We start from the raw sequence: 15,261 nt of genomic DNA, 5'->3' as shown, positions 1-15,261 counted from the left end.
TGCGTTTAGGGGTAAAAAAATCACAGAAAAATAACCGTATACTCCCGGTGCTGGCCGGTGCGCCCGCTTAACCGTATTTCCCTGATAACCGACCTCCAGAAGAGACGCTTCTGCTGGTTGTCGAGGTGCCGGTACATGCTTTCAAAATCTGTATTAGCCATACAGTTCGAAGCAGCCGGATACTCAGATGGCGGTTCTATGTCAGGGATTTTCTCCAATTCAGCCTCGAACTCTGCCCTGTCTGTTTTATATTCTTCTAATGTAATGGCTTCATTTAAATACAAATCTTTTAACCGGCTGATTTTCCTGCGAAGCTGGTTCTTTTTAAACCGGTTATCAACTGTTTTTCTGCCTTTTGTTTCAAAGTCCGCAGTGTAAGAACCCAATTGTTCCCGGAGTTTTTTTAAAAGGCATTCCTCAATCCGGACTTCTCTGATTTGTCCGCCATTGCCACAGGTTTTATAAGCACGGTGTTGTTTGCATTCATAGGCCGGGTACTTATAACGGATTACAGTACCATCCTTACGCTTTGAGGCTGTATTGATCTGACATCCTCCCATTTTCCGGCCGCACTCACCACAGATCAGAAGACCTGTGAAAATATAGGGGTATTTCTGGCTGGATTTTATATTGGTATTATAATCAAGAATACGCTGTATCTCACAAAAGTCTTTATCTGAAATCAAACGGGGACAATAAGAGTCATTATCTCTGTAGCGTCCGGTGATTTTCTCGTTTCTGAGGAGAGACTGTTTAAAATTCTGCAGCGTCATGATAATACCATATGTTTCTTTTAAATATTCAACAGCCTTGTTCATAGATTGATGTTTTAAAAAATACATAAGGGTATCGTATATGGCAGGAGCTTCCTCTGACAGTACAAGATGCTTATCCTGGATCTGATAGCCTCTGGGGAATTTGCCGGTTATGACTTCCCCATGAGCAACCTTTGTCCGAAAGACGTCAGTCACACGCAGACCGTCGTTTTGTGCCTCCAGTTCTGCAAAGGTCATAGACTGTGCTACAAATGCCCGGCCGTAAGGGGTGGAGGTGTCAAAGTAAGGCTGGTCAATGGCTGTCCATGCTGCATGATGTTTTTCAAGAATTGCCTGTGTATTTAAATAATGGCGGAGGCTGCGGAACCAGCGGTCCAGCTTAGTAAAGATAATAAGATCCACAAATCCCTCTTTTACATGATTCATCAGCCTTGTAAAATCATCTCGGTCAATTTTTTGCCCGGAAACACCGTCATCCAGATAAATATCATGCAATATCATATTATGATGTTCTTCTATATAATGCAGACCCCGTTCTTTTTGATCCCGGATGGAATCTCCCCGCTCTGCCTGCTCATCGGATGATACCCGGATATAAACCGCTACACGCAGCAGCTTTTCTGATTCCTGAGTACGCTTCATAGCATCATCTCCTGGTATAATCTACTCCCTGTAATTGGAAATTAAAACCTCTAAGGGAAAGAAGTACAAACCGTAGTACATACATATTACAAGAAAGGGGGGCGGTAAGGTGCAGGATACTATCATAACAGTGAATCAGGCGGATCCGGTCCTGGTATTTGAGGCTTTGGCAAGAATTATCGGAGAAAAAGAGGGGGTGGAAATTACTTTAAAAAGTGTGGAGGAAAAGTATGAAGAGAAAGATAAGAAAACTGGAATGGCAGATCAGGTGACCTGATCTGCCTTATGATGTGCTATGTAGGTATCTTATTAATTAGTTTTTCTTTGTTTCAGCTTCAGCAGCAGGTTTACTGTCTTTTACAGCTGGGGAATCTGCCTTTACTTTGCTGTCAGTTTTGGATTCTCCGACTGAAGTTTCCTCTTTTTGGGTTTCGTCTTTCTTGGTTTCATCTTTCTTAGTTTCGTCTTTTTTGGTTTCTGCTAAGGAACTTTCTTTTACTTCTTTTTTTGTTTCTGCCGGTTTTGTAGCAGCTTCGGTTGTCACTTCTGCTTTTGTAGCAGCAGTTGTTTCAGAACTCTTGGTATTTCCGCAAGCGGAAATGGCTGCCATTGTCAATACTGCAACACCCGTCAGTAACAGTTTCTTTGTTGTTAACTTCATAATTATTTTCCTCCTTGAGACTGCATAGGTATTTTGGTTGTATGGCTTCCGGTTGTCCTATGTCCCTGAAGTCAGAACTCAGTTTAGCACTGAAATTGAATAAAATCAATGGAGTTTTTGTTATTTATTTCTTAAAAAAAATTAAGTTGTATTAAGAAAATAGAATTTAATTAAAATTAAGATTAAATTCACAAACTTTTCACATTTTGATCAAGATTCCATCACAATCATGTATTTCAACTACGGCTGAAAGCCGGATAACTGCAGCCTGGCAGTTTTTATGGGTAATTACATCAGCCCACCGGAAACTGGCCGGGTAAAACAGTTGCCAATGCACAGGGCTGGTGCAAGGACGGCAGCCAGGGCTATGTAATGGTAGATATTCCAGGCTGCTATTCTCTTATGGCTCATTCAACAGAAGAGGAAGTGGCCAGGGATTTTATCTGTTTTGAAAATCCGGATGCAGTGGTAACGGTCTGCGATGCCACCTGCCTGGAACGGAATTTAAATCTTGTGCTCCAGATCATGGAAGCGGCAGACAGTGTGGTAATCTGTGTTAATTTGTTGGATGAAGCAAAGAAGAAACGGATTTCCCTGAATCTGGAGCTTTTGGGCGAGCGGCTCCATGCTCCCGTCGTAGGAACAACCGCAAGAAGTAAAAAGGGACTGAATCAGATTTATCAGGGGTTAAAGCGCTGCATGCAAGAACGGGAAAACGGTTATGAGAGACCCGTACCCATACAGTATCCCTCCTATATTGAAGACGCGATTGAGAGGCTTGCTCCTGCAGTGGAAAAAGGCTCAGATGGGAAAACAAAGGTGCGCTGGCTCTGTGCCAGACTCTTAGATGCCAACGAAAATCTGATGGGTGCAGTAAGAAAATATTTAAAGCATCTGGCAGACTCAAAAGAGGTAGAGGACTGTCTTACCCAGATATGGAACGAATGGAATGAAGAGGGAATCAGTCAGGAGATGGTCAGTGATGATATGGCAGCTGTGTTCATCCGGAAAGCAGAGGAGTTATGTAAGGGTGTAGTGGTTTTTGAAAATAAAACCTATAACGGGAAAGACCGGAAACTGGACCGCCTCTTTACCAGCAGGGCCACAGGATTTCCAATTATGTTTCTGGTTCTCCTGGGTGTTTTCTGGCTGACAATCACAGGTGCCAATTATCCGTCCCAGCTGATAAGCAAAGTACTGTTTGCAGTGGAGGACCGCCTGACCATTGCTGCAGACGCAGCAGGTATTCCTGCTTTCGTATCCGGACTTTTCATTAATGGTGCGTACCGGGTTCTGGCATGGGTAATATCGGTTATGCTGCCTCCCATGGCGATCTTTTTCCCACTGTTTACCCTTCTGGAAGATTTTGGATATCTGCCAAGAGTTGCATTTAATTTAGACCGCTGCTTTAAACGGTGTTCTGCATGCGGAAAGCAGGCATTAACCATGTGACAGAAGAAATCTATGCTTTTTTCATAGTTAAATACTGGATTACTATCTTGACACTTTTTACTCTGAATGATATAGTTACAACTATAAACTGTAATCAAAAATAGTACAGAAATACACCCGCTAACTGTAAATAGCAGAGCAGTGAATGTAACGACTACAGGAGGTAGACTATTGGGATTTTCGATTGATATGAGTGTTCCGGTTTTAACCGTATTTTTACAGGGAATTTTAAGTTTCTTTTCCCCCTGTGTACTGCCCTTAATTCCTCTGTATATTGGTTATCTGTCAGGAGGAACCGGTGTAACAGGTGAGGATGGGCGGATCTATTATAAGCGCAGCAAAGTCATGATTCATACCGTTTGTTTCGTAATTGGAATCAGTTTTACTTTTTTCCTGCTGGGAATCGGTGTCTCAGCTCTGGGAAGCTTTTTCAGATCCAATCAGCTTTTATTTGCCAGACTGGGCGGAATTCTTGTTATATTGTTTGGATTATACCAGCTGGGGTTCTTAGGCAGTTCCTCGTTACTGGCGAAAGAGCGGAGGCTGTCATTTTCTTTTGACAAGCTCGCCATGTCACCGTTTACAGCTCTCCTTATGGGATTTACCTTCAGTTTTGCATGGACCCCCTGCGTGGGGCCTGCGCTGGCAAGCGTACTCATCATGGCTGCATCTGCTTCCACCAAGACACTGGGATTCATGCTGATCGGAGTATATACACTGGGATTTATTCTTCCGTTTTTGGCGGTGGGATTCTTCACTACTTCCGTTCTTGAATTCTTTAAGAAACACCGTAATATTGCCAAAAATGCAGTTAAGGCCGGCGGAGTTTTGATGGTACTCCTGGGATTACTCATGTTTACCGGGAAGATGAATTCTGTTACCGGATATCTTTCTACGGTAAAGTCACCGTTTACCCAGGAGTCACAGGAATCGGAAGAAGAGACAGAACCGTCAACAGAGGAACCTGTTACAAAAGAGGTTCAGGAATCCACGGCAGCAGAAGAGACAACTGATGAATCACAATCAGATGAAGCCGAAAGCGGAGAAGAAGACTCTCTTCTTCCAGCAATCGATTTCACTCTGACCGATCAGTTTGGCAAGACACATTCCCTTTCTGATTATAAAGGGAAAACGATATTTTTAAATTTTTGGGCGACCTGGTGTCCGCCCTGCAGGGCAGAAATGCCGGATATTCAGAAACTATACGAAACCTACGATACAGAAGGGGACGATGCACTGATTGTTCTGGGAGTAGCCGCTCCCAATTATGGGGACGAAAAGGATGAAGAGGGAATAAAAAACTTCTTAAAGGAGAATGGTTATACTTATCCGGTGCTTATGGATACAGACGCAGAGTTATTCTCGGCTTATGGGATTTATTCCTATCCAACCACATTTATGATTGACCGGGATGGTAATGTATTCGGCTATGCAAGCGGGCAGTTATCAGAAGACACGATGAAAAGTATTATTGAGCAGACAATGAAAGGAGAACGAAACTGATATTATGGATAAAAACAGGGCCAGAAGAATACGTCAGAGAAGAAATAGAAAGATAGCTTATGGATCATTGCTTTTAGCTGCCCTGTTGACAATTGGTATATTATATAGTTTTGCAAACAGTAAAAAAAGCAAAGATTCTGACAGCAGAGAAATCGTCGCAGAAACAAAAGATAAGGATTTGGACAAAGCACTGGTTTCAGCCAGACTGGGAAAGACAAATCTATCCGGATTGACTGTGAAAGAAGCAAAAGACACCATAGAGGAACAGTTCCAGTGGGGAATGACTGTCACAGACGGAACAGAAGCGGTTGTGATTGATGATGTGATAAGCGGACAGCTAAAGGAGGTCCTTAAAAAGCTGAACGAAACTCCGGCTGACCAGCCTCAGGATTACCAGCTTGATTATCCGTTAATAAAAGAAGCTTTTGAAAAGCAGGCAGAAGTCCTGGCAAAGCGCTGGAACAAAGACGGAGTTAATTCAGAAGTGGAAGCCTTTGATCCCAAAACAGGGGTTTACAGTTATACAAAAGAGCAGAACGCAAGAGTGTTAAACCAGGAGAAGCTGGTCTCACAGCTTATGGATGCTGCAGAAGCTGAAAACTTTCAGGCTGAGATAACAGCAGAATTTACCCATCAGGTACCGGAGAGAACCCAGGCGCAGGCAAAGGAGCAGTATAAGGTTATAGGAACGTTTACCACAAAGACCACCTCGAATAAGAACCGTAATCAGAATATCAGCCTTGCAGTACAGGCAATCAATGGTATGATCTTAAAGCCTGGCGAGGAATTTTCCTTTAATAATACCACTGGAAACCGTACCAAAGAGAAGGGATACCGGCCGGCAGGCGCATATCGGAATGGCGTACTGATTGAGGAGCCGGGAGGCGGCGTATGCCAGGTTTCCACCACGCTTTATCATGCCATTATTGAAAGCGGGTTTAAAACCACGGAACGCAATTCCCACAGCTTCGCCCCTTCCTATGTGGAAAAGGGACAGGATGCCATGGTAAGCTTTGATGGTTATGCTGGTCCGGATCTGAAATTTGTCAATACGGGAAATGCTTCCGTTGTTTTAAGGGCTTCCTTAGAGGGAACTACATTAAAGATTTCTATTGTTGGTATACCGGTTCTGGAGAATGGAGTGAAGGTGGTCATTCGTTCAGAAAAGCTCAGAGATGCTGATCCCCTTCCGGTTACCTATGAGGAAAATACAGCACTGCCTTATGGAACAGAAAAGGTGGTGAATAAAGGAACACTGGGCGGATATTATAAAAGCTACCGTATACTGGAAAAGGGAGGCACTGTAATAAAAGAAGAGCCTCTTCATAACAGCAGTTATAAAAGCAAGCCGGAAGTCATTCAGAGAAACACTACCTTAAAGCCGGAAGAAACAGTGCCGGAAACGCCGGAAGAAACAGAGAGCAGCCCGGTTCCGGCAAAAGATCAGGGTGAGACCCATGAGGCAGAGGAGATAGGTCCAGGTGTTACAGGACCAGGTAAGCCATAATAAGTCATTGAAAAGAACAGGATTGAGAGGGCCATACATTGGCGGTTTCAGTCTTGTTCTTTCTTTTAACTACTGGATTAACTTGTGTATATGGTACAAACCCTTTTGAATAAGATTTTTCAGGAGGTGAGAATCATGGATTTGTTCAAAGAAATTACCTATGAAAAAAAATGGGGAGAAAAGCAGACGGCAGTTTTAGTTAAGCGCTGCTATCAGGGAGAGGAATCCGTAAAGACGCTGGTTCTTAGCCTGTTAAAAAAACGTCTGGAGGCAGAGCGGCGTCAGATATGACAGGGGAAAAAAACGGAGAGAACGGGTACTATAAAGCAGCTCTTTACATGCGCCTTTCCAAAGATGACGGAACGGGGGAGAGTGCAAGCATAAATAACCAGCGGAGCATGCTTCGTTCCTATGCCGCACGGAATGGCTATTTTATATATGGAGAATACGCCGATGACGGCTACAGCGGGACTACGTATGACCGTCCCGCATGGAAACGTCTGATTGACGATATAGAGGCAGGGCGGGTAAATCTTGTGATAACCAGAGATCTTTCCAGGCTTGGTAGGGATTACATACTCACAGGGCAATATACAGAAATCTATTTCCCTGCCAAAGGCGTTCGCTACGTGGCAGTAAATGACGGCTACGATTCCCAGAATCCGGGAAATGACCTGGCTCCTTTTCAGAATATTGTCAATGAGATGTATGCCAGAGATACATCAAAGAAAATCCGCAGTGCATTAAAGACTAAGATGGAAGCAGGGGCATTTATCGGTAATTTTGCCCCTTACGGATATAGAAAGGATCCCGCCGATAAAAACCACCTTTTGACTGATCCGGTGACGGCACCGGTTATCCGGGAGATATTTGAACGGGCATCCATGGGGGAAGCTCCAGGGAGTATTGCAAAGCTTCTTAATAATAAGGGGATAAAAACCCCGTCCGGTTACCGGCATTTCAAACGCCATGAAATGTTTCCGGAAGCAGAAGAGGGAAAAAAGGGCTGGACCTCCGGAACTATCTGTAAGATACTATCCAATCCGGTTTATACAGGAGATATGGTTCAGGGAAAGTCCTCGAAACTTTCTTTTAAAAGCAAGATTACTTTAAGTACCCCGAAGAAGGACTGGATCGTTGTAAAAAATAAGCATGAGCCTATCGTATCCAGAGAATTGTTTCAGCTTGCGGGGAGGCGGTGTATTTCACGAAAAATATCTAAATCACCAGGATTTTCCAATGTTTTTTCCGGGGTGGTATATTGCGGTGACTGTAAACGGGCAATGACTACAACCGGAGCAGGTCAGAATGGAAACAGAAAGCTGGTCTGCAGCGGTTATAAACAGTTTGGAAAAAGCGTATGCACCAATCACTACATGGATTACTGCCTGCTTTGTCAGATTGTCTCACAGGAACTGACAGCCCTTATCCACGTGACAGAGGAAGAGAAGAGAGAGGTTATAACAGCACTGGAGGAATACGGAATAAGTAAGAATAAACCGGAAGAACTGCGGGCTGCCGCAGCTTTAAAAAAACGGGAACGGGAGATTGACCGGATCATTGGTACGCTATATGAGGACCGGGTGAATGGAACTCTGGAGGAGGAGCGTTTTTGCAAGCTTCTTAAAGCATATGAACAGGAACAGAGTGAGGTCCGGGCTGAGACTGCTGCCCTGAGCAAGATCAATGCTCCTATGTGGAAAAACAGGGAAGATTCTAAAGATGATGTGGACCTTTTGCTGAATGAAATAACAAATAACAGGATTCCTTCTCTGGATCTGCTGCACCAGTTCATTGACCGGATCGATATCTTTCAGTCCGGGGAGGATCCCCATCAGAAAGATAAACAGTTTCAGACCATTCGGATCTGTTACCGTACAGCGTACCCAGACAGCAAAAAAGCATAGATTTTTTCTGTCATGTGCATGGGCTTCGGCTGTAATGCGGCAGGGATTGTAGGCTGCCGTATCATTGATTCCCCCAGAGAACGCCTTATTGCAATGATTACCAACAACTTTGTTCCCTGCAACGGCCGTTTTGCGCAACCATACAAAGGGAAACAAAATTGTTCCTTGGTGCTGACAATGAAGAAACAGCCGAATTGGTAATACCAGTAACTGATACCAGCTATGATAATTATGCCGAAAGGTTGAAAGCCTATCGGAAAAAGAACCGATTATCGCAACAGGAGCTTGCACAGCTTATGGGTGTGAAACACTTTACGCTTCGGAGCTGGGAACAAAAGAAAGCAAAGCCACCTTATCATATATGGCGGCTCTACAAACACTTATTTGATTGTTCCATCTTGTTCCCGTAATTTTAAGTTTTCCAGTATTTTATCTATGACAGCTACCTTTTCTTGGTTTGTTAGATTAGAACTATGCAGTTTACGTTCTATGATTTCTATATGAAATTCATTTATTTTGTCAGAGAGGGCGTGAAGATCCATTCCGTCAGGAACATGAATTATGACGTTTTGAATACAATTCTTTTTCATTCACTCCCTCCCTTTGATAATGTAAAGTTAGATACTTCATGTTATGAAAATATCTGTATGTCCTATACATGTATGTGCAGCTTCTTTTACAAGTGCGGATTCGCTGTTATTTATGAAGCAAATGAACAGCTCTGGCAAAGCTCACGGGAATCTCACCCCTGCATGGTTCTCATGCAGCCGTACCCATTGCCTGCGACGGTTCTTTCACGCTCGGGCTATGGCTGAACGGGAGTATCATTATCACAATAGGGAAGTCATGGCGGCAGCCTTGCCAAAGGCTGCTTACGGGACACTGACAGGATTCGCTCTTTCTTTTCCCCCTTTCGGGTCATGGCGTGTCAGTCCGTCGGCTCTCTCCCTATTGAAAGGTATTCGATTGCTTTTATTTGATTTTCAAAGAACAGCAGACTTGACAGCCTGTCAAAACACGCTGACGGCAGTATGCTTTGACAGAATGACAAGACAAACTTCACCGTTCGGGAAGCGTGGATCAGCACGCTTCCACGAAAGGAATTATGGTTATTTAATTTCAAAAGATAAAATCTTAGTAATCAGTCTGGTTTCCATTCTGCTTCGCAAAGTTTCATCAACAACCATATGCTGATTCCCATATTCGTCTTTCATCGGGCGGAGAGATCTTTTGGCAATATAGCCCCTGTAATGCTTCACAATTTGATTGATAGCCTCCGTATCACCGTCTGTTGCTGCTGTGATAACAGAATAGGAAACCATGGGATATGTAGTTTTCATTCCGTATGCTCCTCCATAAATTCTTTAATAAAGGCTAGTCCACTGGTTCTGTGACGATAGACCGTAGATCGGTTCAGTTTTAGAATTTCTGCTATTTCTGTATCATTCATATCCATAAAGTAGTAGAGCAAAATAATTTCTCGTTTCTTTTCTGCCAGACTTTTTAATGCTTCACTTAATAAATCATTTTCCACACCTATGGTCGAGCCATTTAGTATGAAAGTGTGAAAATCAGTTGCATAGTTATCTACGGTTGAAAACTGACTGATGAGATAATCCCCCATATCAGAAAACGATATTTCATGTTTGGATAATCTTGAAATGTATCTCTGGTAGTCCTTCCGTTCATCTTCCATAGCACGTTTGCATATATAATCAAACTGATTTTCTATGGTTTTCTGAAAACAAGATGGCTTCATAATTTCTCACCCCCTTTAGCCATGAAAGAGAGTAAGACATGTTTTTTGCTCCCTTTCGCACTAAGTCCCGACACGAAAGGGATTCCAGTTGCATTGGAAGAAAAATTTTTAGAAACAAAAAACACACAAACAGATATTTTTCTGCATGTGTGTTTTTTATGTTATAAAAGTCATTATACGGCTAAGATTAAGTGTAGACATGATTACATTGAGTACATGTGTACTACGTTTTCTGGATTATTATAATGAGGTTTCAATTATTAACAAAAAATAACAGGCGATCTTTTCGAAGGCCTGTTATTTGAAACTTAATTACAGAGAAGTTTTAGTGTTCCTAAAAATCAATTGATCCGGAACCATTTAAATATACATTCTTACTAAGGCCGCTCACTGTAACTTTTACGTTATAAACCCCAACAGCACCACTGGTTGAAAAGGTAAGGCCACCACGTACATTGTCTGCATACCCTCTATAGCTTCCTACCACACCATTTGGCCCGGTAAGTGTGACGATATAACTTTGATTGTCATTGGTATATGTATTATCACTAGATTCATTGTATAACTGTGCTTTAGTTTGAACGGGCATTTCAGAAGCAGCAGAATATCTTCCGCTATTGGAGCCGCTACTATGAATCGTGAAAAAGAAATTCCCATCGTTGTCAATACCAACAAATTTTCCAGTTACGGGATAGACATTAGAAGCAGAAGCAGTGTCCTCATTAGCAGCGTCAGAACTATCGATTGTATTGAGGTGTGCTCTATCATATGCCAGAACTTGCTCAGCTTCATTTTTACTATAGCAAATAGAGCCATTTACCAGTTCACCATTATAAAAATGTCCATCTAGCAATGGATCATCGTCACTTATAAGTGCTGCACTTCCCGATGGGTTACCAATAATATTCTGAGACACTACTTTTTGTGTATAGCCAGTGGCGTCGTCGGCTTCTACGGTAGCTGCCATGGTGGTGATTGAAGGTAGCGAAATAATAATAGCTGCTGTTAAAATTGAAATAATTTTCTTGACCATAATTTTCTCCTCTCAAATTATGTATTTGTACTAATAATACATTAATATAACAGCCTGTTCTTTATTCAGCTAGAAACTCAGAGGACGAAATATCTATTTCCATTTCTGATTCTGCTTCATTTATATGGCTTAATGCTTCTGCTTGATTAGTAGGTTCCATTATTTTTCCCTTCACCTGATCGCTGGTAATTAAAGTCCAATCATCACCAGAATTTTCAAATTCAAACATATAATTTGTGCCATAAGCATCCTGTTTAATTACATATGCCTGTGAACCGTCTTCATTTATATACGTAACTGGAACGGTATCACCAGCTTGAACATTTGCCTGTTTTCTTGTCTGTAACAATCCTTTAGCAAAGTATTCTTTATCTGGTGGATTCAATATTTCGAAACCACTCAAATCAATATCAAAACTGTCAGCTATCGAATTATCTCGTTTTGCAATTAAGCTTTTATTGGCACTACGTTTGTTCTGATAATATGTACTAACAGTATCTGAAAATCCATCATCTGGAACAGCAGAAATGTAATTAATCTCGCCATATGCCCATTTACTATACGCTGTAGCTATAGGGTTTTTTAAGGTATAACCTGATGAAAGGCTTTTCTGTCCTGATTTTGAGCCATCCCATGCACTAAGAACTGATCCTGTATCTTCGTTAATTGATTCTGTTGACAAGTAAATATTGTCTACATAATTTGCAGGAGCGTCAGTCTTAACCTGAGCACTAAATTTTAGGCTAGATCCTGACGGGGATATGCCTACGGTTACTGACGGACTATAAGCAAACGCTGTGCCTGCCATGGTAACACACATCATTGAAGCTAATAAAAACGCCGAAGTTTTTTTAAACGTTTTTTTCATTTAGTTACCTCCATTCTAACGTCGATTAAAAAGTGCACTTAATTAATGATTTAGAATTTAACATCTCATATACAAGTAAGACTTTCTGTTTTTTCTCATAATATTCACCTCTCTTTCTTTTATATTGAGAAAAATATTTGTTATGATAATGGTTTTTTTAGCTTTATGCATTAAAGTTTAATGTTTTGATACTGATAAAGCCATTATCTTTGCTTACCTTTTTAGAATTGATACAGTAAGTGTATAAAATAGAGTTTAAAATTTTTTACCTTTGTTCATACTACAATGATAGCACTTTTTGTAGTAATGTCAACGACGTTTCCATAAAATTAAGATTTTTATAATAAAAGAAATGACTCTTGCAAATTCGAGAGCCATTTCTACAAATTTAATAATTAATATTTATTGTACCCATTAAATGAATACTTTGCCCATTCGTATTTTTACCCTGAAAATATATAGTGTATTCTCCAGCTTCGGTTATACTAAACTCTTTGCTAACCATTCCTTTGTTCGCTGATACATAACGTTTCGAGCCGCTTCCGTTGATGATCCCAACTCTGTATTTATCTGAAGAATTTTCAGATGACAAAGAGATCCTTACTGTAGAACCAGAATTTAAGTTTATCGTTTGATAGTGGGCTTCTCCGGTAGCAGATAATACATAATCAACCTGATTGATTCCTCTTAATCCTATATCTCCTGCATAAACATAGTCAGAACTTGCTGGTGAATAGTCATTCATTTCCACAAAAAGCGTGGAGGAACTCTCTTCAATACTATTTTTTTCTTCAATATTCGTGACCAGTTTATCCTGTAAATACATGGTTCCCCAGGTAGAGGCATAGGAGACAATTGGACAGGATAACAGTAAACATGTTGTGGTTAATGCTACCACATATTTTTTCTTAGAACTTGGTTTTTTCATAATGTTATGTATTCTCCTCTCTAATACTTTATAATCACTGTTTGAAAAAGATGCAATTGCTTTGTTAGATGGTGTTTCTGCTGCTAATAGTATTAACAAGTTTGCATACTTTGTCCGCTGTTTTGCAGTAGCAGACTTAATCGTAAACTGGTCGCATACTAACTCACTTGATTCAAAAAAGACCTTGGCATAAAAATATATAAACGGATTAAACCAATGAATTTTCTGAATTAATTCTATCAGATTTTTAAATAATAAATCATGGTTTTTATAATGTGTAAGTTCATGCTTCATTAATAATTTCCAGTCTTCATCTGTTAGAGATACGTTAGGAAGAATTATCTTTGGATAGAAAATTCCGGTTAGGAAAGGGGTTTGTACGATATCGGACTTATAGAGTTTAATATCTTTTTTGATTTTCAATTGCCCTTTTAATTCGTCCAGTAGTGATTGTTGATTAACTCCACAATACGTAGTTCTTTTCATGATTTTATTTATCAGTAACATTCCCTGAATACTACCTACCATGTAAAAAAGGACAAATACAACAAACCATATAAGAATAATTATTCCAACAATGCTGATATATGGACTATCTGAAAGCAGATCTAATTTTTTAAATCCGTCAATCTGCTGGATATAGTTAAAATCTTCTGACTGGTAATTGACTTTGTAGTAAGTGCTGCTGTCGTTGATAACATGCTTACTTATGACAAATACAGGTAGTAAAAAGAAAATCCCAATAATTTTCATTAAAATATAGATAAAATCTGAATATTTGTTCGCCAATAAAAATTTAATTGATAAGGTTAGTCCAAATATCACATCTCCACATAAAGATGTTGAAACCAGTATTACAAATAAATCACTCATCGTCCTCCATTTCTTCTATTAATTTCCTTAATTGATTGGCCTGATTTTCTGTGAGACCCTTTTTTCCACAAAAAGCCGCAAATAGTTTCTGAAAAGAATTAAATCCCATCTTTTGTTTGATGTCCTCTTGTATTATCAATTTCTCATAATCTCTTTTTGTTAGATTAGCATAATAATACACCTGCTTTCCTTTATGTTCGCACCTGGCATATCCCTTTTTAACGATTCTTGATAAAATTGTACTTTTTGCACTTAATGACTGCGAAAATTGATTGTAAATATCAAAACTTGAAACTCCATCTGGGTGTTCCCATATTATTTCCATGAATTGATATTCTGTAGGTGATAGTTTATTATTCATCAGTCCCTCCTTTCTTACTACATTATACATCAATGATGTAGTAATGTTAAGGGCGAAAATTATTTTTTTGCGATCTAAAAAAATATTAGTTAACAATCTTCCAGTTTTCGACCCTTTCCAGCACCAGCTCAAATTGTGATATTTGCGTTGCTTTTGTTTGATTATCCAGATACTTGACTGCCAGCGAAACCGTGACCTGATTACCGCTTCGGTTATAAATGGGATTTATCAGTTCTGAAAACACATAATCTTTTTCAATTGGTTTTAATACGTGGTCATTTACATAATAGGACAACTCTTTTTCCGTAGCGGTAGGGTAGAGCTTAAAGAACGTGGTTAAAAACTCATTAATTTCATTGGTGGTTGCCGCGTCTACCGTTCCGTCACTTTCTTTTGCTTTTGGCTCATAGCTTGATTTTTCAGGTATGCTGCAAATAGTAGGATTCTTTGTGATAACCATATTTCCAGAACCATCTACATAAACCGCCACTTCATAAGCAGAACGTATCGTCTTTTGATTTTCTCCCTCTGTAATCAACTGGTCTACTGTAAAGGTTACGTTGAACTGGTTTTCCCCGTCGTCTGTCACAGTCCAAATCTGTACATCACGGACAGAAGAAGAAACCGGAATATCTTTTCGGATTGTATTCGTGTTGAGTGCCTGTAACTCTTTGGTCAGATAATTCTTGATGGATTGATTCCGGTTATCAAGGGAAGCTGCCGTCTGATCCCAAGAATAATAGGCTTTGGCGAAATCCTCTACAAAATTTTCTATCCTATGAGTATCCACGATTTTTTCCTCTACTACCTTTGTTTCGTGAAGCGTGTGTATGTCGATTGCGGTGAAATTTTTATAGACCGCAAAACAGAAGCTAACTGCCAGAAGCACCCACAAGGCTATAACCGTTTTCTTGTGGGTATTTACTTTATATACACGTAACTTTTTCTCTTTTACCTGCTCTGGTTGTTCTTGCTTTTTCTTTAAATTCAT

At 40.4% G+C, this 15,261-nt stretch carries 17 protein-coding genes and 2 pseudogenes; 9 read left to right on the top strand and 10 right to left on the bottom strand.

Going from position 1 to position 15,261, the window contains the following annotated elements; genetic code table 11:
- Positions 1-20: 20 nt before the first annotated feature.
- Positions 21-1,418: a recombinase family protein gene (locus CRO04_RS00765; protein ID WP_097002330.1), complete on the bottom strand. Its 1,398-nt coding sequence runs from the start codon at positions 1,416-1,418 to the stop codon at positions 21-23.
- A 109-nt stretch (positions 1,419-1,527) separates the two neighbouring features.
- Here CRO04_RS00765 and CRO04_RS26045 point away from each other — a divergent pair, with 109 nt between their 5' ends.
- Complete coding sequence (locus CRO04_RS26045) at positions 1,528-1,695, top strand: hypothetical protein (protein WP_166432441.1); 168 nt, start codon at positions 1,528-1,530, stop codon at positions 1,693-1,695.
- 36 nt (positions 1,696-1,731) lie between these two features.
- On the opposite strand, the gene CRO04_RS00760 is transcribed toward CRO04_RS26045, so the two are convergent.
- Positions 1,732-2,079 carry a hypothetical protein gene (locus CRO04_RS00760; protein ID WP_097002329.1) on the bottom strand — a complete coding sequence of 116 codons (348 nt, stop codon included), beginning with the start codon at positions 2,077-2,079 and terminating at the stop codon, positions 1,732-1,734.
- Positions 2,080-2,382: 303 nt separating this feature from the next.
- Between CRO04_RS00760 and CRO04_RS26680 the strand changes: the two are divergent.
- The 8 genes and pseudogenes from CRO04_RS26680 to CRO04_RS27360 all read left to right on the top strand — a co-directional run.
- A pseudogene (locus CRO04_RS26680) lies at positions 2,383-2,751 on the top strand (FeoB small GTPase domain-containing protein); the annotation flags it as partial.
- Positions 2,752-2,778: 27 nt separating this feature from the next.
- Entirely contained in the window at positions 2,779-3,531 is a 753-nt protein-coding gene (locus tag CRO04_RS26675) for a hypothetical protein (RefSeq protein ID WP_242974318.1), read from the top strand.
- Positions 3,532-3,702: 171 nt separating this feature from the next.
- Positions 3,703-5,034 carry a cytochrome c biogenesis protein/redoxin gene (locus tag CRO04_RS00750; protein WP_097002328.1) on the top strand — a complete coding sequence of 444 codons (1,332 nt, stop codon included), beginning with the start codon at positions 3,703-3,705 and terminating at the stop codon, positions 5,032-5,034.
- A gap of 4 nt (positions 5,035-5,038) precedes the next feature.
- Positions 5,039-6,541 (top strand): VanW family protein, encoded by a 1,503-nt coding sequence (locus tag CRO04_RS00745; RefSeq protein ID WP_242974298.1) that lies wholly within the window; start codon positions 5,039-5,041, stop codon positions 6,539-6,541.
- A gap of 135 nt (positions 6,542-6,676) precedes the next feature.
- Positions 6,677-6,832: a hypothetical protein gene (locus CRO04_RS26040; RefSeq protein WP_166432440.1), complete on the top strand. Its 156-nt coding sequence runs from the start codon at positions 6,677-6,679 to the stop codon at positions 6,830-6,832.
- Positions 6,829-8,448, top strand: coding sequence for a recombinase family protein (locus CRO04_RS00740; protein WP_097002327.1), 1,620 nt, complete (start codon positions 6,829-6,831; stop codon positions 8,446-8,448). Before CRO04_RS26040 ends, CRO04_RS00740 begins: the two co-directional genes overlap by 4 nt.
- Positions 8,449-8,460: 12 nt before the next feature.
- Positions 8,461-8,580, top strand: a pseudogene (locus tag CRO04_RS27365) (ferrous iron transporter B); the annotation flags it as partial.
- A gap of 164 nt (positions 8,581-8,744) precedes the next feature.
- Positions 8,745-8,858, top strand: a complete 114-nt coding sequence (locus CRO04_RS27360; RefSeq protein ID WP_420323204.1) for a hypothetical protein — start codon at positions 8,745-8,747, stop codon at positions 8,856-8,858.
- On the opposite strand, the gene CRO04_RS00725 is transcribed toward CRO04_RS27360, so the two are convergent.
- From CRO04_RS00725 to CRO04_RS00685, 8 genes are all read right to left on the bottom strand, one after another.
- Entirely contained in the window at positions 8,829-9,038 is a 210-nt protein-coding gene (locus CRO04_RS00725; protein WP_097002325.1) for a hypothetical protein, read from the bottom strand. The two genes, CRO04_RS27360 and CRO04_RS00725, sit on opposite strands and share 30 nt — an antisense overlap.
- A 519-nt stretch (positions 9,039-9,557) precedes the next feature.
- On the bottom strand, positions 9,558-9,788 hold the full coding sequence (locus CRO04_RS00715; RefSeq protein ID WP_097002323.1) for a helix-turn-helix domain-containing protein: 231 nt from the start codon (positions 9,786-9,788) through the stop codon (positions 9,558-9,560).
- On the bottom strand, positions 9,785-10,207 hold the full coding sequence (locus tag CRO04_RS00710) for a sigma-70 family RNA polymerase sigma factor (RefSeq protein WP_097002322.1): 423 nt from the start codon (positions 10,205-10,207) through the stop codon (positions 9,785-9,787). Before CRO04_RS00710 ends, CRO04_RS00715 begins: the two co-directional genes overlap by 4 nt.
- Positions 10,208-10,541: 334 nt before the next feature.
- Positions 10,542-11,240: a hypothetical protein gene (locus CRO04_RS00705; protein WP_097002321.1), complete on the bottom strand. Its 699-nt coding sequence runs from the start codon at positions 11,238-11,240 to the stop codon at positions 10,542-10,544.
- A 61-nt stretch (positions 11,241-11,301) separates the two neighbouring features.
- A complete protein-coding gene (locus CRO04_RS00700) occupies positions 11,302-12,108 on the bottom strand; it encodes a hypothetical protein (RefSeq protein WP_097002320.1) in 807 nt (268 codons plus the stop codon).
- Positions 12,109-12,496: 388 nt separating this feature from the next.
- Complete coding sequence (locus CRO04_RS00695) at positions 12,497-13,909, bottom strand: M56 family metallopeptidase (RefSeq protein ID WP_097002319.1); 1,413 nt, start codon at positions 13,907-13,909, stop codon at positions 12,497-12,499.
- The gene (locus CRO04_RS00690) at positions 13,902-14,270 is read right to left on the bottom strand and encodes a BlaI/MecI/CopY family transcriptional regulator (protein ID WP_166432439.1); all 369 of its coding nucleotides are present in this window, start codon (positions 14,268-14,270) and stop codon (positions 13,902-13,904) included. Before CRO04_RS00690 ends, CRO04_RS00695 begins: the two co-directional genes overlap by 8 nt.
- Positions 14,271-14,355: 85 nt before the next feature.
- Positions 14,356-15,261, bottom strand: a complete 906-nt coding sequence (locus CRO04_RS00685; RefSeq protein WP_097002317.1) for a conjugal transfer protein — start codon at positions 15,259-15,261, stop codon at positions 14,356-14,358.

Origin of the sequence: Lacrimispora amygdalina (genome assembly GCF_900205965.1) — a bacterium.
GTDB classification, from domain to species: domain Bacteria; phylum Bacillota; class Clostridia; order Lachnospirales; family Lachnospiraceae; genus Lacrimispora; species Lacrimispora amygdalina_A.
The sequence above is the reverse complement of the archived record's forward strand: the minus strand, read 5'-3'. Positions and strand labels throughout refer to the sequence as shown.